Raw genomic sequence first — 25838 nt, 5'->3', positions numbered from 1 at the left:
TTAAGATACTGAGTGAGGCCAACACCGCTACAGGTCAAAGTATGACAAAAACGTATTTTCTAAATAATTCGGACTGTAGCTAGGCGGCAAACGAAGATAGCTTGGGGAGCATACACAAGTATGTGACCCAAGTAGCTGAGTGAGGCCAACACCGCTACAGTTCGAAGTATGACGAAAATTACCAGTTAAGTAATTTAAGGATAAAATACAGCCCTATTAAAAGTACAACTGGCCAGAAATAAAGAATAAAAAATTGGGTAAAAATGGTGTGCCTTGGAATGGTGACGTTTGCTTCCAGCTCTGCTTTGGACAGCTCGATACCTTTGGCTTTTTCCAAAATCACATGATCTTCAAGGCTTTCGCGAATAAATTTAATTTGTCGGTACATTCTTAGCCCTGATGCACTGAGAGCCAAACCAACAAAAATAAAGATAAAGATAAGAATAAAGCCAAGGTTGCTACCTGAAAAACCATTGGCAACTTGTGGTACAGGCGAATTATTCCAGAAGAAATTTAAAAATGGTGTAGTTTGCCGTGTCATTTCCGCCATTAGTTTAATAAAATCATTGGCAACAGCGTTGATCCCCTCACCTGCCAGCCCTTTCATCCCCGCGAGTTTAACTAAAGACGCCAACGTCGAAATTAAAGCTACCAGAAAAACAACCCAACCCAGAATACGTTTGCCGATTGCGACATAATTAGCATTGTGGTAATTCATTACTGCTCTTCCTCAGAGTTATTATTCTCGATAAATTTTCATGGTGACTTTTCAGGGATAATAATAGCCGAAATTATTAAATGCCTCCAAATTTACCTTGTAAAATGATGATTGTGTAATAACTTTCAGAACTTTAAACATTTTTAAAAACACATTAGATAAACAACTTTCACCATCTGTGCCTATTCGCTTTAGTGTTGAGTTGTTACAATCACCCATTCAATTAATACGAATATTTGTTCGTTTGCTGATATCATAGTCAGTTAGTAAATAAATACTATTATCGCTGGGTAAGTTCCCTTAATTCCTACTGCCACAAGGGTAAAGCTTATTGGCAATAGGGTTTACATGAATGGAGTTTTAACATGTACCATAACCTTCCCATCCAATCCGTTATTTTTGATATGGATGGTTTATTGATCGATTCGGAACCTTTTTGGGAGCAAGCTGAACTTGAGGTCTTTTCACAGCTAGGCGTTGACCTTGCGATTGCCAACACTCTGCCTGATACTTTGGGTTTACGTATTGACCATGTTGTTGAGCTTTGGTACCAAGCCTCACCTTGGCATGGATGCAGCCAACAAGAAGCCAAACAACGGATTATCGACCGCGTTGTGGGCTTAGTTGAAGAAACCCGCCCTATTTTACCTGGTGTACAACATGCTATGGAACTGTGTCGTTCAATGGATTTAAAAATTGCACTGGCATCTGCATCACCATTGTATATGCTTGAAAAAGTGTTAAATCTGCTGGATATTCGCGACTATTTTTCTGCTGTCATTTCAGCGGCTGATTTACCATTGAGTAAACCACACCCTGAAGTTTATCTGAAAGCTGCTTCTGCACTATCAACCAAACCAATTCATTGTGCATCTTTAGAAGATTCATTTAATGGTATGATTTCAGCCAAAGCCGCGAGAATGCGCTCTATTGTCGTGCCAGATAGCAAACACTTTAATGATCCACGTTTTGGTTTAGCGGATATTAAATTAAGCTCTCTAAATGAATTAGAATCAAAACATTTACGCTAGTTATAGCCATGTGTGTAATTTATGTTCACCCCTATCTGACTTAGGTAGGGGAATAACCAAAAAATATTAAATCCTTTCCTTATTTGCTAATAAATAAGAGTTTTTTTACCTTGTCTCCTCTATCTTATTCTTTTCAAACACTTTATACTGCCAATTAACTGTATAGATAAACAGATGGTATTTTATCCACCATGACCGCTGAAGGGCATCTGCTTTTTTCCGTCGCCTCTTTGATAATGGCCCATAAACTCCAAGTCACCCCTGAGCTTGCTCAAGGTGATTGGCTGCACTTGGTTCCAGGCGCGTTATTAGGTGCATTATTACCCGATATTGATCATCCATCTTCTCTACCTGGACGGCTACTACGTATTTTTTCACTTCCCATTTCTAAGCTATGTGGTCACCGCGGTTTCACTCATAGCTTACTTGCATGGTTGTTATTAATGCTTTCATGTTATCAGTGGATCCCCGTGCAATGGCCTATTCCTAATGACCTCATTCACGCTTTTTTATTAGGCTATTTGAGCCATTTAGTTGCTGATATGCTAACACCGTCAGGGGTGCCATTTTTATGGCCATTACCTCAACGTTTCTGTTTTCCCATTATCCGTGGCAAAAATAGCAAACGTAGTGAACGTTTTATTGCAATCGTTTTGACGGTTTGTGCCTGCTTATTGCCTACAGGGTATCACTTTGATTTTTATTCTCAGGTAGAAAGTGTAATAAAATATATACAAAATCAGCTAGATATACGCTTCCCTACATAATTTTCAGTTTTGTAATATAATGTAAGCATGAATAATACTATCTTATTACTATTTAGTATAAGAAATGTGTTTTCTCTGTTGATATCATATAACCAGTTGTTAGAAGCAACTAAATCCTTATAACCAATAAGGATTAAAGGGCTAGTCACATACCTTATAAAAAACGATTTGGAGTTCGGAATGAATATTCCTCTAATTATTAATGTGCTCGGCTTTGTAGCACTGCTGATACTGTTGGCAAAACTGGGAGCAAAAGGCTGGAGTCTGTCTAAAAAAGTGTTAGTCGGTCTGGTCTTTGGTGTCGCTTATGGTGTCGTGCTGCATCTCGTTTACGGAAGCGGCCACCAGACAGTAAAAGACTCCATTCTTTGGTTTAATATTGTTGGTAATGGTTATGTGCAGCTATTACAAATGGTGATTATGCCATTGGTATTCGCATCTATCTTAAGTGCTGTTGCAAGACTGCACAAAGCGTCTTCCTTGGGCAAAATTAGTTTCTTAACGATTGGAACATTACTGTTAACGACCGCAATCGCAGCCCTAGTCGGTATTTTGATTGCCAACCTGTTTGGCCTGACTGCAGAAGGCTTAGTACAAGGTCAGTCAGAAACTGCACGTTTAAGCGCCATTGAAACTAACTATATTGGTAAAGTTTCTGATTTAACCGTACCGCAACTGATTTTATCGTTTATTCCAAAAAATCCATTTGCGGATTTAACTGGAGCAAACCCGACATCAATTATTAGTGTGGTTATTTTTGCAGCCTTCTTAGGGGTAGCTGCATTACAACTGTTTAAAGACGATAAAGAGCGCGGTGAAAAAGCGTTAGCGGCAATTGATGTTATGCAAGCTTGGGCAATGAAATTAGTTCGTTTGGTCATGCGTTTAACACCTTACGGTGTCATGGCCCTGATGATCAAAGTAGTCGCAAGCTCGAATCTTCACGATATCATTAACTTAGGCACCTTTGTTATTGCGTCTTACGTCGCTCTCGGCATTATGTTTGTTGTCCACGGTATTTTTGTCGCAACAACTGGCTTAAATCCAATTAAATTCTTTAAGAAAGCTGGCCCTGTTCTGACATTCGCCTTTACCAGTCGTTCAAGTGCTGCAAGTATCCCTTTGAATATTGAAACACAAACACGCCGTTTCGGTATCCCTGAGTCTATTGCAAGCTTCTCGGCATCTTTTGGTGCAACAATTGGCCAAAACGGTTGTGCAGGTATTTACCCTGCAATGTTAGCGGTCATGGTCGCTCCAACCATGGGAATTAACCCGTTTGACCCACTTTGGATCGCAACGTTAGTCGGTATTGTCACTGTGAGCTCAGCAGGTGTTGCTGGTGTGGGTGGTGGTGCGACGTTTGCTGCATTAATCGTCCTGCCTGCTATGGGCCTACCAGTAACCTTAGTTGCGCTGTTGATTTCCGTTGAACCATTAATTGATATGGGCCGTACAGCCCTTAACGTCAGCGGCTCAATGACAGCAGGAACAGTGACTAGTCAATTAATGGGTGAAACAGATAAAGCGGTGTTTAATCAAGATGATGATGCTGAACTAAAACACGTTTAGTCTCTTAGCTTATTTTTACTGGAAAAACCTGCCGACACGGCAGGTTTGAGGTTGTTGACAAAGCAGGATAAAAGCGTGGTTTTTCCTGCTTTGTGTTATCAGTCGAAAACCAATAAATTGATTTTCCTAATTTATTTTCAAAACCTATCCAACCTGCAGTCAAACCTAATCGGTTGTCTGCAGTCTGAAACCTGCCGACACGGCAGGTTTTTTTATGACTATAAATTGCCGTTTAATTTTATTTAAATCAAAAATAACTATCTAACCTAGTCTTTTCCACTAAAAACCATTGCAATTCACTGGATTTACATAAGATAATAAAATTCGAGCAACGTTTTCTTGAGCTTCCTGCTTGTGTTGCGTCAACCCGTATTCTACGGGGATATTATCAACATCAATATCTGGTTTTGTTATGTCAAATATTCATATTCTAAAAACCGACCCTTCAGAGAACCCTTGTATAAGCTGCGGTGCTTGTTGTGCCTATTTTCGTGTCTCTTTTTATTGGGCTGAGGCAGAAAGTGGCGGTGGCGTTGTTCCACAACATTTAACCGAGCAAATCACCCCTTTCATGAGCTGCATGCATGGCACCAATCAAAAGCAAAATACACGCTGTAGCGCGCTACAAGGCACGGTAGGGGAATGTGTGTCTTGCTCCATTTATGCACAACGGCCTACGCCTTGTCGTGAATTTGAGCAATCTTGGCAAGATGGTATCTATAATGAGGCATGCGACCGCGCACGTGCAGCTCATGGGCTACCTCCCCTTGAACCACATCATCCACAAATCGCTTGCTAACCCGTCAATGACCCAGAGTTTTTCTGGGTTATCTCTTGATTCATTGTTAAATCAAACAATTGCTTCCCTGCAAATATCGTCCTTTCAAATAAATTAGATCAATTCATTCATAACTTGCATCGCCAGTTCAAACGAATATAGGCGCGATTGATGATCAAAAATTTGCCCATTCACCATGATTTCATCCGCTTGTGTTTGCCGTAAAATTGTTTCTAACCCATGTCGAACTTTGGATTTATCCCCAACCAATGACATCCCAAGTGCTTGCTGAACACCATATTCTTCAGCTGGAGACCAAATATTAGCCATGTTTTCAACGGGTGGTGGTAATTGGGAGGTCTGCCCACGACGCAGCATAACAAAAGCTTGCTGCATCGAGGTAAATAAGAATTCGGCCTCACGCTGTGTATCTGCCGCAATGATATTAATACACACCATCGCATAAGGTTTTGCTAGCCTTGCCGATGGCTGGAAATTAGTGCGGTAAACCTCTAATGCTTGCAATAGCAAATCAGGGGCAAAATGGGAGGCAAATGCAAAAGGTAAGCCTAATTTTGCAGCAAGTGTCGCGCTATAAAGGCTTGATCCTAATAACCAAACAGGGATTTTTTCACCAAAACCAGGAACAGGGCGAACTCCTGGGTCAGGATTAGTCGCATCAAACCAATTGACTATCTGGGCAATATCTTGTGGGAAACTGTCAAGATCCGTGCTCATATGGCGGCGCAGAGCCTGCATCGTTTGCTGGTTACTCCCTGGTGCACGCCCTATCCCTAAATCAATACGTTCTGGGTAGAGTGTATTAAGCGTACCAAACTGCTCGGCAATCACTAAAGGTGAATGATTCGGTAGCATGATTCCTCCCGAACCTAACCGTAACAATTGCGTATTCGCAGCTAAATAGCCAATGAGTACCGATGTCGCTGCACTGGCAATCCCAGTCATATTATGGTGCTCAGCAAGCCAATAACGATGATACCCCAGTTTTTCTGCTAATTTAGCAAGGTCAAGAGAATGGGAAAAAGCCTCTTTTGCCGTTGATCCTTCAGTTATTGGAGCAAGATCGAGCAAAGAAAGAGGAATTTTTTTATCTGACATATACGCTCACTTTGTTAGGATTATGGTGATATTGAACCTAACTTACCATCCTAGTCTATTGCGTCCTTAGCCTCCACAATAGAAATCCTCATTAGCACAACTGGAATAAAAATGTAAACTTTAGTCTACTAACCCACTGTTTTTACTAAATTATGAATTAAGCATGCACAAAAAGTGCAGTAATTATGAAGCTTCAGTCAAGGGAGGTAAAAGCGATTGAGCTACGAAAAATTTTCGTGAATGATGGTTTCATCAACCAGATGAGGAAATTGAAATGAAAAAATTAAATGCAGGTTTATTCGCTTTAGCGTTAATGTCAGTGGGTTTTGCAGCAACCGCAGCGAATATGGGCAATGGTGGGAATAACAACATGCAACGCCCACATATGGGTAATCATCATAATATGGTGTACAGCGTAGCTGAACAAACCACGACGCCAAATGAAACAGTGAAAAAATTGGCGAATAATGCGCCTAAAATTGAAGATGGCAAACGCTATGTTGTAAAAGTTACTGTAATGGAAGTCCCTGAATTTACTATGAATAACACACCTGTGCCAAAACCTGCTAACGCCCCCACAGCGCAGTAAAGGGTAATATTGATTAACCTTGTTAATGGTATCGGTAAAACCTTTTTTATTGATAAGCATAACCAAATAGCATAATCAATAAGATACCGATATGCTGAAAGGACAATAAAGAGTTCTATATATCCTACGATTGCCTCTGTTTATCAGGGGCTTTTTTTTGTAGTTCCTCTTAAATACTGTCCCCTCACTAGTAATAATACCTAACAACAGCTAATCTTATTTTAAGTGGAACGTTTTTTCTGCTTATTTCCTTATTTAGATATTTAGTTTTCCATTTAAACGCAGGAGCTTATCATGGGCTATTATGAATTGAAAAAATCCACGAAAGATGTGGCTCAGCCTTATTACTTTGTATTAAAAGCGGCTAATCATGAAATTATTGCCACCAGTGAGATGTATGCTTCTAAACAATCTGCACTAAAAGGCATCGCCTCCGTGCAAAAAAATGGGTCCTCTGAAACCATTAAAGACCTCACCGTATAATTCGTTTGCCCCTATATACCAATAGGGGCAATTTTTTATTAGATTAAGCGTAATAATGCCGTAACAGCAGCAGCAGACAATACAATAAGAATAAAGGGCTTTTTATACCAAGTAAGTACCCCTGCCACCAAAACGCCCAAAACCTTTGGCCAATCTGAAAATGCATCCCCAGCGAATAACGTCGAGGTCACTGCAACAGAAAATAAAATCACAATCGCAGCAGCAGAAAACAACACTTTACTATTTTCTGATAACACCACGCGCCCTTTAAGTAAGGCCCCTGAGGCTCGCATAAGGTATGTGCCAACAGCTAATATCATGATGCCTGTAAAAATTAACCACGGATTACCCATCATGATTATTTCCTTATATAAATAACTAAGCTCAATAGCGCCAATAAAACAGGGATACCAGCAGGTAAATAAGGAGTGGTTGCAACAGCAATCACCGCACCAATAATGGCGGTTAACCTCAATCGTTTATCTTTTAATGCGGGTAATGAAAGTGCTAAAATAATCGCAGGGAACATAGCATCCATACCGAATACGTGGGTGTCATCCATAAAACTGCCTAAAACCTCACCGATAATCACCCCAAGTGGCCAACAAAGTAAAATACCGATACCACACAGCCAAAAAGCAGCACGCTTCTCTTTTTCTGTTTCTTGAGCAAGACCAAAAACCACACTTTCATCGTTCATAATGTGGTAACCCAAAAGTGCCTTCTTTCCCTTCCCTGTTAAATCACCCACTGCAAAACTAAATGGAATATGACGTGAATTAACCAGCAAACCAGCTAAAGCAGCGGAAATAGGGCTTCCCCCCGTAAAGATTACCCCGATAAATAAAAACTCAGATGCTCCCGCAAGCACTAATATTGATAGTGTTAAAGGCACCCAAAAGTCAAACCCTTGAGAATGTGCCAATGCACCGTATGAAATTCCCACAATTAAGTCAGCAAAACACACAAGAGCGATGTTTTTCACTGTGCTATTATTCAGTGTGGAATTGAATGTTGAAGTTAGCATTTCCAATCCGTTCGATATAAAATACATTTGTTCATTATGATGATCATCACGGCGAAGTGCAATCTAAATAGGATATGAAAATTGAATTTACCCACACCACCCATTGACCTTATCGCAAAAGCCCTCGCTCGCGAACGGCAAAAAAGTGGGTTGTCGCTCTCTGAATTGTCACGCAAGGCAGGCATTGCCAAGTCCACCCTGTCACAACTGGAGTCGGGCAGCGGAAACCCAAGTATTGAAACATTGTGGGCACTTTGCGTTGCGTTAGATATCCCTTTTGCACGTTTAATTGAAGAAAAACAAGAGACTGTAACCGTAATACGCCACGGTGAAGCAATTCCTGTCAGCGCAGAACACGCCAATTATTTAGCCTTTTTATTATCATCAGCCCCAGATAACTCTCGTCGCGATATTTACACTGTGATTGCACAACCAGGACGTGACCGTGTGTCAGAACCGCATATGCGAGGTGTTAGTGAGCACATTATTATCACTGCTGGTAGGGCCTTAGTCGGCCCATTAGATAACCCTATTGAGTTAGCTGTTGGGGATTATATTCACTACCCTGGTGATGACCCCCACATTATGCGCGCATTAGAACCTAATACCATGGCAGTTATGATCATCGATAAACAAAACTAATCGCATAACCATCAATGCTGTTTTGCATTATGATTACACCAAAACAAATACGTTGGAGTTGTAACTATGTCCCACTATGATGAAATTGTTAAAAAAGTGAATTTACTGCTTGATGAAAATTCCGTTCACAATATGAACGAAATGCTTATGCAGCTTTCCCATGATGCAGAACTCAACCAAGAGCAACGCTTTGAGCAGCAACAGCGCTTAAGAGAGGCTATTTTTGTGCATCATGATGTATAAAGATTTCACCCTATACTGAAACTTAATGGCTAATCAGTATAGGGTGCCATGCTAATAGCAAAAAACACTATTTACGAGCTTATCGTATTTTTAAAAATCCGTTTGTTGCAAGTACGCCCATGCATATTGTGCGTGCAACTCAGCACCAGTGACCATTGTGTCTTCATCAATATTAAAGCAACCATGGTGATGTGCCCATTGCGTGTCTTTTTCCGCATTTCCTGTGCCTAACAACGCGAAACAACCTGGAATATTTTCAATATAGAAACTGAAATCTTCCCCACCTGGCGTTGGTCTTTCCGTGATTAAGGATTGCTCACCAAAGGCTTCAGAAATAATAGATTGTGCCAATAACGCACTACGTTCTTCATTGATCACAGGCAACGTTCCATAGATATAATCAACCTGAGCTGTAGCTCCGTAGATGGCGGCTGTATGTTCTGCATAACGGCGAATAGCGGCTTCAATGCGATCGCGTGTCGCAATATCAAAACAGCGAACAGTACCATCCAGTACCGCATTTTCCGCAATCACGTTAAAACGCGTACCGACATCCATTTTGCCAATTGTCACAACCGCAGAATCTAATGAAGATGTTTCACGGGAAACAATAGCTTGCAAATTCATCACAAAGGCCGATGCAACAACCGCCGCGTCAATTGTAGCTTCTGGCATAGAACCATGACCGCCACGGCCTTTGAACGTGACCTTTAATAGATCCGCGGAGGCAAAACTCCCCCCTACATTACAAGAAACCTTACCTGATGGCGTTGTCGTCCAGATGTGCATCCCAAATACGTTATCGACATTTTCAATAGCACCTTGCTTGATCATCGCCAGTGCACCTTGTGCAATCTCTTCCGCAGGTTGAAAAATCAAACGCACATTACCCGCAAGCTCGTCTTTAACCTCAACCAATGCTTTCGCTGCAGTTAATAACATCGCCGTGTGGGCATCATGGCCGCACGCATGCATTTTGCCTTCAATCGTCGACTTATATTCTAAAGAATCATTAAGTTCCAACACTGGCAGTGCATCTATATCCGCACGTAATGCGACGGTTTTACCTGGTTTTCCACCTTTAATTTCAGCAATCAGACCCGTTGGCTCTGTGAGACGATATTCGATACCGATTTTGTCTAGTTCTTCAGCAATTCGCTGTGTTGTACGCACTTCTTCGAATGGCAATTCAGGGTGAGCGTGTAGATCACGACGAAAAGCAATCATCTCTGATGTGTGTTTTTTGATTGCAGCTGTAATAATTGGACTGATCATTTTTCTACCTTTACCCTTTTCAATACTGTACTTTGGTGTTTTTCTTAATTATTAACATTCAATAAGTGACTTCACAGTGGCAAACATCACGTCAACGCCACGTGCAATTTGCGCGTAATCTGTCCATTCATCAGGGTGATGACTTAACCCATTACGACTAGGCACAAAAATCAATCCTGTTTGAGTGATCCCTGCAAAAATCATCGTGTCATGCCCTGCACCACTGACCATGGTTCTAAATTTTAAATTTTGTTCACTTGCATGCTGCTGCATTAAGCCAATGATTTCATTATTTAACTCAGTTGGTTGTACATAAAGTGGTTGAATAATCTCGCTATCAATGCCTGCTGACTCACTGGTTTTTTCTGTCAGTTCAATGATTTTCTCAATGATTTTACGCAAAGCAGTATCATTTTTTGAACGAATATCGACACTAAATACCACTTCACTTGGGATAACATTCGCGCCATTAGGGAGAACATTGAGCCGGCCAACTGTCGCAACCGTATTGTCCCCTGCGGTTTTTGCCAGTGCTGGGATTTTGCTGATAATCTGACTTGCGCACACTAAAGCATCCGCACGCATATTCATTGGGGTTGTTCCTGCATGGCCCGCTTTGCCAGTCAGCTTAATCTCTAACTGGCTAATACCCACTATGGTCTCTACAATCCCCACATCTTCACCCGCCTGCTCAAGCACAGGGCCTTGTTCAATATGCAGCTCAAGAAATGCTTTAACATTTTTTGGGTCTAATACCGCATCCGCTGCTTTGTCTGCATTAAACCCCGCTGCAGCCATGCGTTCTGCAGCGCTGACGCCTTGCCTATCTTTAAGTTGATAGAGCTCTTTAGTGCCGATTAAACCCGTGATCACACTGGATGCCATCAAACCACGGCCGAAGCTGGTGCCTTCTTCTTCCACTAGTGCGATCACTTCGAGTGGGTATTTTGGTGTTAAATTTTGTTCCCGAATACGCGCAACCACATCCAGTCCAGTCACTATCCCCGCAGGGCCATCAAACGCGCCACCATGGGGAACAGAGTCAAAATGTGAGCCAATAATCACCGCAGGCAAATCCGCTTGCAGCCCTTCTAGACGACCATAAATGTTGCCAATTGCATCTTCACGAACTTGTAAACCAAGCGCCACCATTTGCTGTTTTAAATATTGGCGGGCCTGTTTATCTTGCTCACTATAGCTCATACGCGTTGTGCCTTGGCCTGGCGTCGCGGTGTATTCTGCCAATTGTTCTAAATGACGTTGAATTCGAGATGTACTTGTTTCCATAATTATTTACCCTGCAACTGGAACAATGTAAGCGACCATAATACCCGCTAAGACAACAGACACCATAGTGACGGAAATGAAACCACCGACTAACATTGGTCCTAACATATGGCTAGTGAGAATTTGACGCTCTTTTTCGTCTTTTGTTAGTGCGTTAATCGCTTCGTTAGTAATGATGTAATCCGCTGGAAAGCCATACAGGGCAGTTAATGCCACCGCAAAAGCCATCTCTTTAGTGACACCCAACATTTTGCCAACTATCCATGACGCGAGGTACATTCCAATAACGGCGGCACTAATTAACACCACCATTGGATAAACAAGGCGCAATAACATATCTGGTGTTGCATGGTTTAAAGTATCAAAGATAAATAACATCAATGCCATGATAGCAAAACCAAACCCATTGGCTTTTTGCAGAGGTTGCCTTTCTAAGAAACCTAATGAAGATGCAATAACTCCAAATAATAAGCACAGCACGAATGGGCTGATATTCACGTAAGGTGCAGCATAAGATGATGCTAAGTAGGCCAAATACCCTACCGCTGCCAAACGTAAAAATTTGAAATAACTCGTGTTATAGTGATTAGGGATTTTTTTAAACATACGCGGCATTTCGTCTTCCGATACCACGGTTTTCACTTCGACCTCTTTGGCACCCTCTACAGAAAGTGTTTCTTCCCACTGCCCACTACGGTATTTTTCCAGTACGCGACGCCCTTCTTTTTTCAGCATCACTGCCGTCAGCGGATAACCCGCAAACCCTTGCATAACATAGATTAATATTGCAAAAACGGAGAGATCTACTAGCCCTGCTTCCGCAGCACCTTTTGACATAATCAATGAAGAAACAATACCACCTACCAATGGTGGAACAGCAACTAATACCGTATTCATATCAAACAAGGCAACACCGATAATAAAGGTGAGAAAAATAATGCCTAGAATACCCGCCAATGAAATAAGAATGGTTTTCCATTGGCGTAATAATTCTTTCAGGGACAATAAAGTGCCCATATTGGTAATTAATAAGTACATTAGGGAGACAGCAACAACCTGTGGAATACCCGCAATACTAACGATATCTTTCGGGAAGATTGTCCAATACCCTAATAGAAACAATACTGCGCACACGAAAACGGAAGGGATCCAGGCTTTGGTGCGTACCGCTATCGCATCCCCGATATATAATATTCCGACTATCAAAAACAGAGCTAACATCTGCGACATAACTTTTTCCCCGCGTATATCTTTTTATTTGTTTGTTTTTTTAGTATTAGAAGCCATTAATATTAGTTAATTACTAATTTACAGCTTATTTATGAATGATAAACCATCAATATAAAGAGCATTTCGCTGCAAACATACAATTTCGCAACAAAATTCATCATAACATTGAAAATACAGATGTATAGATAACTGAACAAGATTAAATCAGGTAGGAATAATGGCAATAAACTTATTAGACAGTGAATTATTACACTTAAAAGCATTTAGACATAAATATTCTTTTATTACCGAGGCGATTCAGTAGCGTAAAACATCAACACAGACTTAATTGAGAATCAGATTCACTTTCGTTTATTTTTTAGCCTTTTAAATTATATTCTATTGCAAAAGGATCAAATTTCAATAATTCACACAATCCATGGCGGAAAAACAAAATAAACACGACCAATTTTTACATTTAAATAAAATATTATACTTAATTTTATCGTTAACTATTTTCTCTACAATTAGGACAAATAAAGGCAGATAACCCTTTATCAATGTATAGAATTATTGACAGCAAAAATAAAAAACCCATAAATCACAATTTATGGGCCATTATAAAAACAGATTTAGTTATTAGATTGCTGCTCAGTCATCATTTTAACCGATTTAATTTTACGGTTATTCTCAAAGCCTGGCTGAGGAACTTTTATAAAGAACGTCAGAATTCCTGCAAAGATATACAACCCAGTATATGCCCAAACAACCCCGACAATATCGAAGAAAGGCAATACCAAGCTCGCAATCGCTGGGGCAGCAAAGTTACTTAAACCCGCAGATAAATTATAAATCGAAACGGCTGCGCCCTTATGGTGTGGTTCAATACTTGGGAATACCGCAGTCATTGGCACAAAGGCCGCAACAAAAATACCCAGTAAAATGGCTGGGATCAGGGCAATCGCAAAATTGTGCCCAAAGTAAACAGGTAAATAATAAAACAGCAAGCTTGAAACAGCCATACCTAAACAACCAAACCACCTGACTTGGCGGATCCAGCCGATATGTTCCCCAACAATGCCCCAAAAAATATTGGTAAAAATAGTCACAAAGAAGAACACAGCCCAAATTTGTAGCCACTCAGAAATAGTAAAGCCTAAGCGGTCAACAAATAGCAATGGCATGATAATCGCAAAGCCAAATAACGAAATCGTATTGATGATGCGGATCAAGCTCGCCATAAAAATATTTTTATTGGTAAATAAGATTGTCGCTGCTCGGGATAACTCCGCCATTTTGTCTTTCATTGGCAAATCCACTTTCGAGCGGTCAACAGGGATATTACGCAAACTAAAGTAAGCAATTATACCGCCGATTGCCACCCAACCTATCGCCATCCAAAGTGTACCTGTTTCCCCCATCATCGGGATTGAGAAACTGGGTAAATAGCTGCCGATGACACCAATTCCCACTGAGTACATCGCCCAGAACCAGCCCGTTGCAGCCGCGAGGTGAGCACGAGGAATAACCTGCACCAACATCATCATAAAGGAATAAATAAATAGCGGGTAAGCCAACCCACGGATACCATAAAACAGCAACATCATGCTGTAGCTTTTCATACCTAAGCCAAAAGCCATAAACAGTGCATGCATGACAATCCACAAAACAAAACCGATCATCATGGCTTTTAATGGTGTGATAATTTCAGCAACCACACCCGATGCCCATGCGGCTACTGCAGCCATCAAGCCATAAACGGTGAACACCATTGCTGATTGTGTCGGCGTAAAACCTAAGTCAGTAATATGTTTCGATAAAAAAGCCATTTCAAATCCATCACCACTCATAAAAATAGCGATGGCGATAAAACCCCAGAACAAATGCTTAGGTAAACCAAGCCAATACTGCTGTTGTTCCATTGCAGTTTCCTCATTTTATGTTGTTGTTTTAATTAATTGCGAAGCGCGAGCGATAAAAGCGGTAGGTAGGGAATACCGCCTTTTCGGCCTATTGCGGCATAAGTTCTCTTGCTTGTTTTTGTTGCTGATACAATAAACGGAATACCTCAAGCCGTTGGTTAAGTACCTGTTGATTAAGAGATTGCGGCAAATAGGTGTTAAGAATGTCAGGTTTTTGACACACCTTATCCACATCGCCCCCGTCAGCTAACCATGCAAGGCGTGCAGCACCTAAAGCCCCTGAAGAACTTGCAGGGTGTGTAACGATAGGCACATTAATCACATCTGCAATGAGTTGTGCCCAAATTGGGCTGCGAGCCCCACCCCCTGTTAAGCTACAACGCGGCATTTTTGTCCCTGTTTGTTGTAATACATCCATGCCATCCGCTAAGGCAAAAGTTACCCCTTCAATCACGGCGTAACCCAACTCTGCTCGTGTTGTTTCATTGCGCAGAGCAAAAAAGGAACCTGTGGCATAAGGGTCATTGTGCGGTGTTCTTTCCCCTGAAAGATAAGGCAAAAATATCGGCGCGCGTTTTTTCTGCTCATCCGTTAATTGACCAACCTCGTCCATCAGTTGGTTTTCCGTCGTTGACAATAACTGGCAGGCCCAACGCAAGCAGTTTGCGGCACTTAACATCACACTCATTTGGTGCCAACGGTTTGGCAAGGCATGGGCAAAGGCGTGAACACCATGTTGAGGGTCGGCTTGTAGCTGGTTATTCACCACAAAAATCACCCCTGAAGTGCCAAGGGAAATCAGAGCATCTCCTTCATTAATCGCCCCGACACCTACCGCAGAAGCCGCATTATCACCACCGCCACCCGCGATAATTACATCTGCACTCAGCCCCCAATGTGAAGCTAAGTCAGCACGCAAGACACCACTTTTTTCAGCCCCTTCGACCAAAGATGGCATCTGTTCACGGGTTAAATTTGTGGCTGCTAACAATTCATCAGACCAATCACGTTTAGCGACATCAAGCCACAGTGTGCCTGACGCATCCGACATTTCACTGAGAAATTGCCCCGTCATCTTCCAGCGCAAGTAGTCCTTCGGTAACAACACTTTGCTAATTTTACTGAAAACCTGAGGCTCATGTCGCGCCACCCACAAGAGCTTCGGCGCAGTGAAACCAGGCATCACCAAGTTCGCCCCAACGGTCAGGAATTCTGGGTGCTGCTCCATCAACCACTCGCACTCTTTGGCACTACGAGTGTCATTCCATAAGATGCAATCACGTAGCACCTTGTTGTGCTTATCCAATAAAACGGCGCCATGCATTTGCCCCGATAAGCCAATCCCTTTGACTGCCGCCCACGCTTCTGGTGCTTTTTGTTTTAACGTTGCCACGACTGCATTTGTTGCCTCCCACCAGCTATCTGGGGATTGCTCCGCCCATTGAGGGTGAGGCCGTTGCACCGTCAGCGCCATATGGCTTGATGCAACAATTTCCCCTTGGCTGTTAATCAAAACCGCTTTGAGCTCAGAGGTGCCAAGGTCAATTCCAAGGTACATTGCCTTTCTCCTTACAGCGATTGCTGCGGTGATTTTAGCCAAGTGTTGATATTGGCGACCGTTTTACGTATGAGTTCATGGAATTCAGGTGAATGCGCAAGGGAACCAAAAAGCATTTCGCTCGAGACAAATTGCGTTAATGCATCTGGTGAGTTCATCATTTTTTGGTAATATTCCTCATCTAACACACCATCTTGGTATTCATAAGGCAACTCACCTTTTGCCCAGCGTTGCAAGTAAACAAAAAAGAGCGCGGGCAATACCGCCGTTGCCGCGGGCACTTGGTTACGTTGGTAACATTCTTGCAGTGTCGGTGTAATGAACCCAGGAATTTTCGATAAGCCATCAGCGGCAACACGTTGATTAGTGTCTTTAATATAAGGATTACTAAAGCGCTCGAGTACCACATCACGGTACTGTTCTAAATCCAGCGGGCTTGGCGTCAATGAAGGGATTACGTCTTGAGTGACGTAATTCCAGGCCATTTGTTTGATTGGCAATTCACGCGTGCTGTCGTCGATAAAATTCAAGCCGATTAGTGTCCCTGCCCAAGCAATACAGCTGTGACTTGCATTCAGGATTCGAATTTTAGCTTCTTCCCACGGCAGTACAGACTCCACCATTTCGACATCCACATTTTCCAATGCAGGCCGTCCGTTAATGAAATCATCTTCAATTACCCACTGAATAAAAGCCTCACCCATGACGGGTGCTTTATCGTCCCAGTTAGTGTGCTGTTTCACGCGTTCTGCTACATCAGGAGTTGGGCGAGGCGTTATTCTATCCACCATGGTATTTGGTGAACGAGTATGGTCTTTCACCCATTGGTAGAGGTCATTTTCGCCTTTTAATTGTAAGAACGATAAAAAACCATGGCGAAAACGTTCACCATTATGACGTAAGTTATCACAGTTTAATAAGGTGACTGGCTCGCCGTGGGCTGTAAGCCGTGCACGCAGGATCTCAGTTAATGCCCCATAAATTGTGATCATTTTTCCCGATAAATCTGCTTGGATATCGGGTTGCTGGACATCTAACTCATGTTGAGGGGTTAAATAATAACCTGCTTCGGTTACCGTAAAAGCGATTACGCGAGTGGCTTTATCACGGCCTTGTTCAACAAGTTGGCTTAAATTTTCATCCCAATACAGGATTTTGCGCACTGACGTGATTTTTTCATAGTGACGCTCACCTTCTGGCGAAACAGTTTCAAGGGTGTATTCGCCATTTTGCTTCGCTAAGTTATCAAGCAATGCATTTGCGTCATTACGAATATTACCTAGCGCAATAGACCAGCTGTCATCGCCCTGTGCAATTAAGCGGTGTAAATACCAAGCTTGGTGAGCACGATGGAATGATCCAGCACCAATGTGCATCCATACGGATTTCTGCTTTAGCATTGTGACTCCTTAACTTAAAAGTAAATATTTGCCATTTTTATGGGCATCTGCCCGTTTGTTATATTTTAGTTTCAATCTACCAATAATTACTGCGATAATGGTCACAGTAATAACTTTTGCCCTTTTAATAAGCAATTGCCCAGAATTACAATGATGAAAAAAGGCAGGAGACCGTCCATGCAGAAAGAATTAAAAAAAATGGAACAAGCCGCGAGAGCCGCGTGGCTGTATTTTGTGGCAGGTAAAACGCAACAAGAAATTGCACAGGAATTGGGGCTATCACGCCAAGTCGCTCAGCGACTGATCTCTTTAGCTAAAGAGCAAGGTATGGTGCATGTGCAAATCACCCACCCTGTTACTGAATGCTTACGGCTGGCCAATGAGATACAGCAAAAATACCATCTCACCCATTGTTATGTAGTACCTTCAGGGCAACTTGATACCGATGCCACGTTGGATATGATCGCCGTTGCGGGCGCAGAATTAATGGAACAATTAATTGAGCAGGATAAACCCCAAGTTATCGGTATCGGTTCAGGTAGAACATTACGCAGCATTATAGATGCACTGCCTTACCTTGAGCTGCCTCAACACCAATGCGTCTCATTAATTGGCGCAATTGCCCGCGATAGCTCTGCAACACGTTACGATATTCCCTTACGTTTTGCAGAAAAACTGCAATGTCGCCACTATATTCTCCCTGCGCCGTTGTATGCGGACAGCCCAGAAGACAAGGCCATGTGGTGCCAACACCGCGTCTATAAAGAAGTCACTGAAAAAGGTTTAAATGCTGATATTACCTTTATTGGTATTGGAGAGGTGGGAAAGAATTGCCCACTAAATTCAGAAGGGTTTGTCACTGATGAGCAACTAGAAATGTTACTGGAAAAAGGTGTCGCGGGAGAACTCTTAGGCCACTTTATTAAAGCCAACGGTGAGCGTTTAGCCACCAGCTTAGATGACACACACACGAGTGTGCCACTATTTTCCCCTCCCATACACCCAGTGATTGCTTTTGCTGGAGGATCACATAAAACGCAAGCGATTCAAGCCGTCCTCAATGGCGGTTGGATAACGGGTTTAGTCACTGATGAAGCCACGGCTCAACATTTGTTAGCGAATGATTAGTCCAAATATTCAAGCGGCAATAATGTCGCTTGAATATTTTATTGCTCAAACTTATCCTTGAGCCAGCCAGTTATGGCATAGCACGCCAAGCAAAGTAAAGATCAACGCGCCAATCACATGAATAGCGATAGTGCTAATCGCAAAGCCCAATTTCCCTTCTTGGATGAGCACTAACACTTCTAATGAAAAGGTCGAAAAGGTGGTAAAGGCACCGCAAAAGCCTGTCACAATAAAGAGCTTATACGCGGGACTGATATTAGCACTGGCAAAATAGGAAATGGCAAAGCCGATGACGAAGCCACCAACAAGGTTAACCGCAACGGTACCAAGGGGAATATTCGGATAGAGGTGGTTCATTTTCAGGCTAACAAACCACCGAAGCCAGCCACCAAGAACAGAACCAATCGCAATTGCAAATAAAGAGGCGTACATAGAAACTTCCCATAAAGCGTTAGGAGGGATAAATGAAAGGAAAGTCTCCCAATTATACTCTAAATAATTCGAGTTACATGTAGGTAACAAGCTAAGTAACTTAAAGTATGACGAGTATCGGTCATTTATGCCCTAAATTCAGGGCACATAAACCTACGTACCCCGTCGAATGAACAGGTTAACGTAGGCATCATTAGCCCAACAGGGCGGTTTCTTAACAGCAGGAGGAATGCCATCTCCCTAAATAATCACCTTAAAATAATAAGGCAACTAATTAGGAGATGTAAACCTATTTTATAACATGCGAGATCCATCCCCTAAATAGTTCAAATTGCAGCTAGGCGTCAAACGAAGGTATCCTTAGGAGCATACACAAGTATGTGACTAAGGTAACTGAGTGCAGCCAACAACCCTGCGGTTTGAATAACATGCAGGATCCATCCCCTAAATAGTTCAAATTGCAGCTAGGCGTCAAACGAAGGTATCCTTAGGAGCATACACAAGTATGTGACTAAGGTAACTAAGTGCAGACAACAACGCTGCGGTTTGAAATATGACGGGGATTATGACTAGCTATTGGGACATTTTTAAAATCGTCCGCACATTACTCGCACTGGTTGCGATAATATCAATCGCCCCTGTGCGCAGTGCGCCCATAATCGCCATAGATTTGGACGATTCAGAGGCAATCGCAATCACACAGGGAATTTTTCTCAGCTCATCAATACTCAAACCTATCACGCGATCATTCATGACGGTATCCACATGCTGCCCTTGTGCATTGAAAAAATCATATCCTGCAATATCACCGATTACGCCTTGGTTTAAACTTGCATCCACGATTTCGCGGGGCGTAAACCAGCCCAGTTTGACCATATAACTATCTTCATTCATATCGCCTATACCGATTAAGGCAATATCCGCTTTACGAGCACGGTCTAGGGTTTCTTTTATGGTGCCATTTTTCATAAAAGCTTGTTTAAGTTCGTTATTTTCCACATACGCTGGGGCGTATAATGTTTCACTGGTTCCCCCAAATTTTTTAGCAAGGCGGCGGCTGATATGGTCGGCGTTTATCGAATCGCCAGGACGATGCGTACCGCCAATACCACAAATAAACCGGCAATCTTTTTCAGGTACGGCACCGCCACTATCGGCAACAACCGCCACATTACGCCCTTGCCCCACCGTGACAATCATATTATCTCGCAGTGTGGTTGATAAATAATTCGCAACCAATGTCCCCACCTGATTACGCTGTTGTTCTTCATCTGGGTGATCTAACGCAATCAACGCGCGGGAAATAGGAAAACGAGAGAGTAACTGTTGCTCAAGCTGGGTACTAAAAATTGGGTGATAGCGAACATTAATTTCAACAATCCCCTCTTCTTTTGCACGCTTTAATAAGCGCCCCACCTTAATTCGCGATATTCCAAACTTATTGGCGATCTCTTCCTGTGTAATTTCATCGCGATAATACGCAATCGCAATTTCAGTCAGTAGCTCGATATCGGAAGATGCTTGTGATCTATCCATAAGGTAGTGGTTTCCTCTCAATTGGTGTTAATCGCGACAAGGATAATACGATTTTAGTATAGCGTTTCTAGTGACAATTAATAAGTGAGTTGTCAAAGACAGTGGATATAAAGCAATGTTTTCGACTCTATATCCACTAAAAAAATAGAATAAACTGTTATGCGCTGGCTAAAGTGCCATGTTTTTCAACGCTTTGGGCAAGTTGGCAAAGTAATAAACAGCAAGATGTGGCCCCTGCATCTAATACCCCACGCGAACGTTCCCCTAACCGACTCGCGCGTCCAATTTTTGCCACTAAGTCTAATGTTGAATCACGTCCTGCAATAGCCGCAGTTTGCATTGCATCTAGCGCTTGCTTGAAATCCTTACCTGCATTGGTTGCAGATTCAAACGCATTAATTGCAGGGATCAGTGTATCCATTAAGCATTTATCCCCCACGTTTGCGCTACTAATGTCTTGCAACTCCGATAAGCCGTTTTGTAGCATCGCCAGGAAATCTTGCTGTGAAAGCTCACTTTTACCTGAAATACTGTCAGACATCCCCATAAAGAAGCTGCCGTACAGTGGCCCCATCGAACCACCGATACCTTCCATTAGCGCATCCGAGATCTCTTCAAAACCTTCACTGAGGGATAATTCACGGCCTTCAATCGCTTTAGCGCATAGGTTGAAACCTTTCGCCATATTAATACCGTGGTCACCATCGCCAATTGCACCATCGATTTCACTGAGGTATTCACGGTTAGACACAATGATGTGGACTAAATCCAGCGTTATTTCATTACCACGTTCCGTTGAGATAACTTGCATAATGAGCTCCTTTACTTAACCTGTGTTAAACCTAATGAATACGCAGGGACATCCATCAATGTCTTTAATTCTTCATCCACTTTCATTAATGTCAGTGTGACGCCCATCATTTCGAGTGAGGTAAAATAATTGCCCACATAGTTACGCACGATACGAACGCCTTTCTCACGTAATAATTTTTCGACTTCAGCGTAATAGATGTACAACTCCATCACTGGGGTCGCACCTAACCCAGAAACCAATACAACAACCTCATCCCCTTGTTTTGCCTGCATATCGGTTAAAATTGGCGCTAACATCGTTTGTGCCATTTGCGCCGCTGATTGGATTGGCATAATTTCAATGCCTGGTTCGCCATGGTGACCGATGCCAAGCTCCATCATACCATCTTCGATATGGAAATTCGGGTGCCCCACCGCCGGAATTGTGCAAGACGTCAAACCAACACCAATTGAGTGGCAATTATTAATGGCTTTTTGTGCCGCATTAATCACCCCATCAAGGTCATAACCTTTACTTGCCGCCGCCGAGCCAACTTTCCACATTAAAATTTCACCCGCAACACCACGGCGCTTCTCTTTTTCACTTGCGGGTGCAGAGGCAACATCGTCAGTCGCAACAACAGTTTTAATCTTCATGCCCGCTTTTTCGGCTTTTTTCATCGCCATTTTCACGTTCATGTTGTCGCCTGCGTAGTTACCATACAAACAGGCAACACCAGCACCACTATCTGCGGCTTTGAACGCATCTAAAAAAGCCCCTGCGGTTGGTGAAGAGAAAATCTCACCGATAGCCACCGCATCTAACATGTTTTCACCCACATAACCTAAAAATGCGGGCTCATGACCTGACCCTCCCCCAGTGACAATCCCAACTTTTCCTTGGATTGGCGCCTTCGGGTATTTCAGAACGCGGGCGTTATCGGTCTGCGCAAAATATTCAGGGTGCGCTTTTAAATAGCCTTGAATAGCGTCTTCAACAACTAGGTCAGGTTCATTAATGATTCTGTTCATAATTCCCTCTTTTACTTATTTTCTGGTGTTAGCTGCATTTTTGCTGACTGATCAAGAAGTTCTTGCGGTACGGTGATAAACCTCATCAATATCGCACTGAACAAATAAAGCCCTGAGAAAATCCAAATCACACCAAATGCCCCGACACTGCTAATAAATATCCCAACAAGTGCAGGACCAACGAAGGTACTGAGCCCCGCACCTAAATTCAGTACGGACATCGCAGCGCCTTTATTTTCAGGTGCGAGTGATGGCATGATGGCAGAGAGCGGTACGTAACCTGCAAGGCACGCCCCAAATAACCCAGCCGCTATCATCATCAGGGTATAGTTATGGCCGAAGTAATACGGCACGTAATAGAACATTAGGGTACAAAGCATACAACCGACGCATCCGAACCAAATCACAATATTGCGCCAACCAATACGATCACTGACGACACCGAAAATGAGGTTGAAGGCAATATTCACGGTCCAAAGTGCGGCATAGATATGTAACCATTCTGTGCGGGAAAAGCCAAAATCAGCAAGAAACATTGGCATGAAGATCACAAAACCGTAAGCCGCTGATGTATTTATGGTTCTAACAATTCCCCCTAAGCCAATTTTGGGGTTTTCAAATGCAATGGTGATCCCTTTAAACACATAGTTAAGCGACACTTTTTGTTTTGGTTGTTCGCCGCCCTCATGGTTTCGGTTAAGGGCAATCGCGATAAATGCCCCGATGGTGACAAAAATCAGCCCGCTCCATAACGTTGCCATTTCACCTAAAATCGGTAAGGCATAACTTGAATACATCACACCCAAGACACCTAACCCGCCACTGTAGACGAACCAGAAGATCCCCACGGCGGAACCCAATTTTTTAATAGGCGCTTCATACGCCACCCAAACTAAGAAACCGTATGCAAACATTGGGTAACCGAATCCACGTAATGCATAGGTTGGGATCATGATAGATAAGCTGTTACTTGGCAGGCCAATCGATAAGAAAATGACTGAACCAATCACAAACATCACAAACCCGAAAATCATCACTCGGCGAGCAGTATAAATTTCCGCTAAAACGCCAGACAACCACGCCGCAACCGCAGCAAAAAAACCATATACGCTGAACAGTAATGAAGATTGTTCAATACTCATTCCGCGGCTAATGATAAAAGGTGAAAGCCACCCTTGTTCGAGCCCTTCCCCCATCATGAAGATAAGAACACCAAAATAGCCAAGGAGCAACTTTGGCGAAAACCCCGTTACTTTAGACAGTTTATTGATTATCATATTGTTAACCTCAGTGCGTGTTCGCTGGGCTAGGACCTGAATAACAAGCCTTGGTAGGGTGACATTTATTCAGGTCCAATTTTTCTCATTATTGTTTTATTTGCTTGTGAACCCACGACAGCATTACAGGTTCGGGTCTAAGACCACCTTGATATGCGGGTCGCCCTTCGCCATCATGGAAAAACCTTCCGCAAATTTATCTAACGGTAAAATATCCGTTACCACACCTTTTGTCGGGAAATCACCATTGCCGATACCTTCGATAACCAATGGATAGCAATATGGGCCTAAGTGAGAACCTAATAAATCCAGTTCTTTACGGTCACTGATAATGCTCCAATCAACGGTAACAGGGTCTTTAAAGACTGAGAACTCAACGAATGTACCGAGTTTACGGATCATTTTGAGTCCCTGTTCAACAGATTTCGGTGCACCAGTCGCTTCAATGTAGATGTCGCAACCATACCCTTCCGTCATCCCTTTAATGATTTTGTCCACATCATCACGTTTAGGGTTCAGAACCATATCTGCGCCAAATTCTTTAGCGAGTTCTAATCGCTTATCGAATAAATCCAGTACCACTAATTTGCCTGCACCCGATTTTTTGATTGCACCAATCATGCCTAAACCAAGCGTTCCTGCGCCCGAAAGCACCACAACATCGCCCAGTTTCACATTCGCGCGTTGTACTGCATGCAATGAACAGGCATACGGCTCAATCAAAATTGCGTCTTCAATCGGCATATCCACAGGCACATGGTAGTTGATGGCTTCTTTAGTAAATTTCATATACTGGGCCATACCGCCATTGACATTATTCTGGAAACCATACAGGTCGTGTTTTTCACACATCCAATATTCACCCCGTTTACAGAAACGGCATTCCCAGCAAGGAACTATTTGCTCGGAGATTACGCGGTCACCTAATGCAAAACCTTCTACTTTTGAGCCAAAGCCAACAACGTGGCCGATAAATTCGTGCCCTGGGATCATGGGCGCTTTAATATAGGCAGGTTGCTCAGCATCTCCCCAAAAGCTTGGAGCTCCTTCAAACGCTTTCACATCACCAGCACAAATCCCGCACGCTTCGACGCGAACTAATATTTCTTCTTCACCAATTTTTGGAACATCGACAGTTTCTAAACGGTAATCTTTCGGTGCATAAGCCACTACCGCTTTCATTTTTTCTGGAATGCCTTCGCTCATCGTGGCTTTTGGATCACAGTGTTCACACATAGTTTTACCCTCGGCGGTTTGTTAAATGAACATAAGTTCAATGAATATACAAATTAACCATACCTTCTTTTAATCATCGATGCACATCACCAGATTCTCAAAGTGTGATTCAGAGCAAATATTCCTATAAAATCGACGTAAAATGATGACTTTGCGCTTTTTTAGCAAAAATAAGTGGATTTAAGGCCGTAGATCACAAAATAAAGCTTATTTAAACTAAAAACATATGTTCACCTATTGATTATTTGTTCATAAGATCCTATTTTCTAATCAGTACATTTGAATTGCAAATGAACTTTTGTTCAACCATAAGGATCTCAATCATGCTATCTATTGCCATTGGTGCAGACGACGCCGCATTTGAAATGAAAGATTTGATCAAACAACACCTCGCAGCGCTGAATATTCAAGTCACCGATTATTGTTTAAATACAGGGGTTAAGGATGAAATGTACCCAGATGTTGCCCATGCCGTTGCAACGGCTATTGCCCAAGGAAAACATCAGCGTGGGATACTCATTTGTGGAACAGGGATTGGAATGTCTATTGTTGCCAACAAAGTCACTGGCATTCGAGCCGCACTTTGCCACGATACCTACTCCGCAGAACGTGCCCAAAAAAGTAACGATGCGCAAATTATTACCTTTGGTGCTCGTGTCATTGGACCTGAACTCGCAAAAACTATCGTAGATACTTGGTTGGCTTCCCATTATGAAGGTGGTCGCTCTGCCCCAAAAGTGGCTCGCATCAGTGAATATGAAAATGGGGAACGTTAGTTTCACGTA

General features: G+C 42.6%; 26 protein-coding genes and 1 riboswitch. Of the genes, 10 read left to right on the top strand and 16 right to left on the bottom strand.

Annotation, left to right across the window (positions count from 1 at the left end; translation table 11 throughout):
• Positions 1-178: 178 nt before the first annotated feature.
• A complete protein-coding gene (locus PSF27_RS02810) occupies positions 179-718 on the bottom strand; it encodes a YniB family protein (protein WP_272680838.1) in 540 nt (179 codons plus the stop codon).
• Between the two features lie 365 nt (positions 719-1083).
• Between PSF27_RS02810 and hxpB the strand changes: the two genes are divergently transcribed.
• From hxpB to PSF27_RS02790, 4 genes are all read left to right on the top strand, one after another.
• On the top strand, positions 1084-1749 hold the full coding sequence (hxpB, locus tag PSF27_RS02805; RefSeq protein WP_206083991.1) for a hexitol phosphatase HxpB: 666 nt from the start codon (positions 1084-1086) through the stop codon (positions 1747-1749).
• Between the two features lie 191 nt (positions 1750-1940).
• On the top strand, positions 1941-2516 hold the full coding sequence (locus PSF27_RS02800) for a metal-dependent hydrolase (protein WP_206083990.1): 576 nt from the start codon (positions 1941-1943) through the stop codon (positions 2514-2516).
• A 180-nt stretch (positions 2517-2696) separates the two neighbouring features.
• A complete protein-coding gene (locus PSF27_RS02795; protein WP_206083989.1) occupies positions 2697-4088 on the top strand; it encodes an L-cystine transporter in 1392 nt (463 codons plus the stop codon).
• A 412-nt stretch (positions 4089-4500) separates the two neighbouring features.
• Positions 4501-4887, top strand: a complete 387-nt coding sequence (locus PSF27_RS02790) for a YkgJ family cysteine cluster protein (RefSeq protein ID WP_206083988.1) — start codon at positions 4501-4503, stop codon at positions 4885-4887.
• A gap of 93 nt (positions 4888-4980) precedes the next feature.
• Here PSF27_RS02790 and PSF27_RS02785 read toward each other — a convergent pair whose 3' ends face one another.
• Positions 4981-5985, bottom strand: a complete 1005-nt coding sequence (locus PSF27_RS02785) for a luciferase-like monooxygenase (protein WP_206083987.1) — start codon at positions 5983-5985, stop codon at positions 4981-4983.
• 274 nt (positions 5986-6259) lie between these two features.
• On the opposite strand from PSF27_RS02785, the gene PSF27_RS02780 reads away from it, so the two are divergent.
• Positions 6260-6574 carry a hypothetical protein gene (locus PSF27_RS02780; protein ID WP_272680837.1) on the top strand — a complete coding sequence of 105 codons (315 nt, stop codon included), beginning with the start codon at positions 6260-6262 and terminating at the stop codon, positions 6572-6574.
• A gap of 294 nt (positions 6575-6868) precedes the next feature.
• Positions 6869-7057, top strand: coding sequence for a YegP family protein (locus PSF27_RS02775; RefSeq protein ID WP_206083985.1), 189 nt, complete (start codon positions 6869-6871; stop codon positions 7055-7057).
• A 38-nt stretch (positions 7058-7095) separates the two neighbouring features.
• On the opposite strand, the gene PSF27_RS02770 is transcribed toward PSF27_RS02775, so the two are convergent.
• Together PSF27_RS02770 and PSF27_RS02765 are read right to left on the bottom strand one after the other, a co-directional pair.
• The gene (locus PSF27_RS02770; protein WP_206083984.1) at positions 7096-7413 is read right to left on the bottom strand and encodes an AzlD domain-containing protein; all 318 of its coding nucleotides are present in this window, start codon (positions 7411-7413) and stop codon (positions 7096-7098) included.
• 2 nt (positions 7414-7415) lie between these two features.
• Complete coding sequence (locus PSF27_RS02765; RefSeq protein ID WP_206083983.1) at positions 7416-8084, bottom strand: AzlC family ABC transporter permease; 669 nt, start codon at positions 8082-8084, stop codon at positions 7416-7418.
• 81 nt (positions 8085-8165) lie between these two features.
• On the opposite strand from PSF27_RS02765, the gene PSF27_RS02760 reads away from it, so the two are divergent.
• Together PSF27_RS02760 and PSF27_RS02755 are read left to right on the top strand one after the other, a co-directional pair.
• A complete protein-coding gene (locus PSF27_RS02760) occupies positions 8166-8726 on the top strand; it encodes a helix-turn-helix domain-containing protein (RefSeq protein WP_206083982.1) in 561 nt (186 codons plus the stop codon).
• A 66-nt stretch (positions 8727-8792) separates the two neighbouring features.
• The gene (locus tag PSF27_RS02755; protein WP_206083981.1) at positions 8793-8969 is read left to right on the top strand and encodes a DUF2526 family protein; all 177 of its coding nucleotides are present in this window, start codon (positions 8793-8795) and stop codon (positions 8967-8969) included.
• A 90-nt stretch (positions 8970-9059) separates the two neighbouring features.
• Here PSF27_RS02755 and PSF27_RS02750 read toward each other — a convergent pair whose 3' ends face one another.
• The 6 genes from PSF27_RS02750 to dalD all read right to left on the bottom strand — a co-directional run bounded on the left by PSF27_RS02750 (position 9060) and on the right by dalD (position 17620).
• Positions 9060-10244 carry an amidohydrolase gene (locus PSF27_RS02750; protein ID WP_206083980.1) on the bottom strand — a complete coding sequence of 395 codons (1185 nt, stop codon included), beginning with the start codon at positions 10242-10244 and terminating at the stop codon, positions 9060-9062.
• 51 nt (positions 10245-10295) lie between these two features.
• On the bottom strand, positions 10296-11531 hold the full coding sequence (locus PSF27_RS02745) for a Zn-dependent hydrolase (RefSeq protein ID WP_272680836.1): 1236 nt from the start codon (positions 11529-11531) through the stop codon (positions 10296-10298).
• A 6-nt stretch (positions 11532-11537) separates the two neighbouring features.
• Positions 11538-12761 (bottom strand): hypothetical protein, encoded by a 1224-nt coding sequence (locus tag PSF27_RS02740; RefSeq protein WP_206083978.1) that lies wholly within the window; start codon positions 12759-12761, stop codon positions 11538-11540.
• 611 nt (positions 12762-13372) lie between these two features.
• Positions 13373-14662, bottom strand: a complete 1290-nt coding sequence (locus PSF27_RS02735) for an MFS transporter (protein ID WP_272680835.1) — start codon at positions 14660-14662, stop codon at positions 13373-13375.
• Positions 14663-14750: 88 nt separating this feature from the next.
• Positions 14751-16220 carry a xylulokinase gene (gene xylB, locus PSF27_RS02730; protein ID WP_206083976.1) on the bottom strand — a complete coding sequence of 490 codons (1470 nt, stop codon included), beginning with the start codon at positions 16218-16220 and terminating at the stop codon, positions 14751-14753.
• Positions 16221-16231: 11 nt separating this feature from the next.
• Positions 16232-17620: a D-arabinitol 4-dehydrogenase gene (gene dalD, locus PSF27_RS02725; protein WP_272680834.1), complete on the bottom strand. Its 1389-nt coding sequence runs from the start codon at positions 17618-17620 to the stop codon at positions 16232-16234.
• A 177-nt stretch (positions 17621-17797) separates the two neighbouring features.
• Between dalD and PSF27_RS02720 the strand changes: the two genes are divergently transcribed.
• On the top strand, positions 17798-18748 hold the full coding sequence (locus PSF27_RS02720; RefSeq protein ID WP_272538625.1) for a sugar-binding transcriptional regulator: 951 nt from the start codon (positions 17798-17800) through the stop codon (positions 18746-18748).
• 51 nt (positions 18749-18799) lie between these two features.
• Here PSF27_RS02720 and crcB read toward each other — a convergent pair whose 3' ends face one another.
• The 6 genes from crcB to PSF27_RS02690 form a co-directional block, all read right to left on the bottom strand.
• The gene (crcB, locus tag PSF27_RS02715) at positions 18800-19180 is read right to left on the bottom strand and encodes a fluoride efflux transporter CrcB (protein ID WP_272680833.1); all 381 of its coding nucleotides are present in this window, start codon (positions 19178-19180) and stop codon (positions 18800-18802) included.
• Between the two features lie 177 nt (positions 19181-19357).
• A riboswitch (Fluoride riboswitch) is annotated at positions 19358-19429 on the bottom strand.
• Between the two features lie 324 nt (positions 19430-19753).
• Complete coding sequence (locus tag PSF27_RS02710; RefSeq protein WP_206083972.1) at positions 19754-20716, bottom strand: sugar-binding transcriptional regulator; 963 nt, start codon at positions 20714-20716, stop codon at positions 19754-19756.
• A 157-nt stretch (positions 20717-20873) separates the two neighbouring features.
• A complete protein-coding gene (dhaL, locus tag PSF27_RS02705) occupies positions 20874-21527 on the bottom strand; it encodes a dihydroxyacetone kinase subunit DhaL (RefSeq protein ID WP_272538627.1) in 654 nt (217 codons plus the stop codon).
• 11 nt (positions 21528-21538) lie between these two features.
• Positions 21539-22540: a dihydroxyacetone kinase subunit DhaK gene (locus PSF27_RS02700; protein ID WP_206083970.1), complete on the bottom strand. Its 1002-nt coding sequence runs from the start codon at positions 22538-22540 to the stop codon at positions 21539-21541.
• An 11-nt stretch (positions 22541-22551) separates the two neighbouring features.
• Positions 22552-23817: an MFS transporter gene (locus PSF27_RS02695; protein WP_225818175.1), complete on the bottom strand. Its 1266-nt coding sequence runs from the start codon at positions 23815-23817 to the stop codon at positions 22552-22554.
• A 123-nt stretch (positions 23818-23940) separates the two neighbouring features.
• Positions 23941-25053: an MDR/zinc-dependent alcohol dehydrogenase-like family protein gene (locus PSF27_RS02690; RefSeq protein ID WP_272516243.1), complete on the bottom strand. Its 1113-nt coding sequence runs from the start codon at positions 25051-25053 to the stop codon at positions 23941-23943.
• Between the two features lie 323 nt (positions 25054-25376).
• Here PSF27_RS02690 and rpiB point away from each other — a divergent pair, with 323 nt between their 5' ends.
• Positions 25377-25829, top strand: coding sequence for a ribose 5-phosphate isomerase B (gene rpiB / locus PSF27_RS02685; RefSeq protein WP_206083968.1), 453 nt, complete (start codon positions 25377-25379; stop codon positions 25827-25829).
• Positions 25830-25838 lie beyond the last annotated feature (9 nt).

Source organism: Providencia sp. PROV129, from assembly GCF_028482245.1.
GTDB lineage: Bacteria > Pseudomonadota > Gammaproteobacteria > Enterobacterales > Enterobacteriaceae > Providencia > Providencia vermicola.
This window is presented reverse-complemented; position numbering and strand designations above follow the sequence as displayed.

What these genes read in the sequence shown, in the direction of transcription:
- PSF27_RS02720 (WP_272538625.1), top strand. Translation starts at nt 17,798, where the DNA reads ATGCAGAAAGAATTAAAAAAAATGGAACAAGCCGCGAGAGCCGCGTGG.
- dhaL (WP_272538627.1), bottom strand. Translation starts at nt 21,527, where the DNA reads ATGCAAGTTATCTCAACGGAACGTGGTAATGAAATAACGCTGGATTTA.
- PSF27_RS02765 (WP_206083983.1), bottom strand. Translation starts at nt 8,084, where the DNA reads ATGCTAACTTCAACATTCAATTCCACACTGAATAATAGCACAGTGAAA.
- PSF27_RS02795 (WP_206083989.1), top strand. Translation starts at nt 2,697, where the DNA reads ATGAATATTCCTCTAATTATTAATGTGCTCGGCTTTGTAGCACTGCTG.
- rpiB (WP_206083968.1), top strand. Translation starts at nt 25,377, where the DNA reads ATGCTATCTATTGCCATTGGTGCAGACGACGCCGCATTTGAAATGAAA.
- hxpB (WP_206083991.1), top strand. Translation starts at nt 1,084, where the DNA reads ATGTACCATAACCTTCCCATCCAATCCGTTATTTTTGATATGGATGGT.
- PSF27_RS02770 (WP_206083984.1), bottom strand. Translation starts at nt 7,413, where the DNA reads ATGATGGGTAATCCGTGGTTAATTTTTACAGGCATCATGATATTAGCT.
- xylB (WP_206083976.1), bottom strand. Translation starts at nt 16,220, where the DNA reads ATGTACCTTGGAATTGACCTTGGCACCTCTGAGCTCAAAGCGGTTTTG.
- PSF27_RS02700 (WP_206083970.1), bottom strand. Translation starts at nt 22,540, where the DNA reads ATGAACAGAATCATTAATGAACCTGACCTAGTTGTTGAAGACGCTATT.
- crcB (WP_272680833.1), bottom strand. Translation starts at nt 19,180, where the DNA reads ATGTACGCCTCTTTATTTGCAATTGCGATTGGTTCTGTTCTTGGTGGC.
- PSF27_RS02790 (WP_206083988.1), top strand. Translation starts at nt 4,501, where the DNA reads ATGTCAAATATTCATATTCTAAAAACCGACCCTTCAGAGAACCCTTGT.
- PSF27_RS02695 (WP_225818175.1), bottom strand. Translation starts at nt 23,817, where the DNA reads ATGATAATCAATAAACTGTCTAAAGTAACGGGGTTTTCGCCAAAGTTG.
- PSF27_RS02775 (WP_206083985.1), top strand. Translation starts at nt 6,869, where the DNA reads ATGGGCTATTATGAATTGAAAAAATCCACGAAAGATGTGGCTCAGCCT.
- PSF27_RS02750 (WP_206083980.1), bottom strand. Translation starts at nt 10,244, where the DNA reads ATGATCAGTCCAATTATTACAGCTGCAATCAAAAAACACACATCAGAG.
- PSF27_RS02740 (WP_206083978.1), bottom strand. Translation starts at nt 12,761, where the DNA reads ATGTCGCAGATGTTAGCTCTGTTTTTGATAGTCGGAATATTATATATC.
- PSF27_RS02785 (WP_206083987.1), bottom strand. Translation starts at nt 5,985, where the DNA reads ATGTCAGATAAAAAAATTCCTCTTTCTTTGCTCGATCTTGCTCCAATA.
- PSF27_RS02810 (WP_272680838.1), bottom strand. Translation starts at nt 718, where the DNA reads ATGAATTACCACAATGCTAATTATGTCGCAATCGGCAAACGTATTCTG.
- dalD (WP_272680834.1), bottom strand. Translation starts at nt 17,620, where the DNA reads ATGCTAAAGCAGAAATCCGTATGGATGCACATTGGTGCTGGATCATTC.
- PSF27_RS02755 (WP_206083981.1), top strand. Translation starts at nt 8,793, where the DNA reads ATGTCCCACTATGATGAAATTGTTAAAAAAGTGAATTTACTGCTTGAT.
- PSF27_RS02745 (WP_272680836.1), bottom strand. Translation starts at nt 11,531, where the DNA reads ATGGAAACAAGTACATCTCGAATTCAACGTCATTTAGAACAATTGGCA.
- PSF27_RS02780 (WP_272680837.1), top strand. Translation starts at nt 6,260, where the DNA reads ATGAAAAAATTAAATGCAGGTTTATTCGCTTTAGCGTTAATGTCAGTG.
- PSF27_RS02735 (WP_272680835.1), bottom strand. Translation starts at nt 14,662, where the DNA reads ATGGAACAACAGCAGTATTGGCTTGGTTTACCTAAGCATTTGTTCTGG.
- PSF27_RS02800 (WP_206083990.1), top strand. Translation starts at nt 1,941, where the DNA reads ATGACCGCTGAAGGGCATCTGCTTTTTTCCGTCGCCTCTTTGATAATG.
- PSF27_RS02690 (WP_272516243.1), bottom strand. Translation starts at nt 25,053, where the DNA reads ATGTGTGAACACTGTGATCCAAAAGCCACGATGAGCGAAGGCATTCCA.
- PSF27_RS02710 (WP_206083972.1), bottom strand. Translation starts at nt 20,716, where the DNA reads ATGGATAGATCACAAGCATCTTCCGATATCGAGCTACTGACTGAAATT.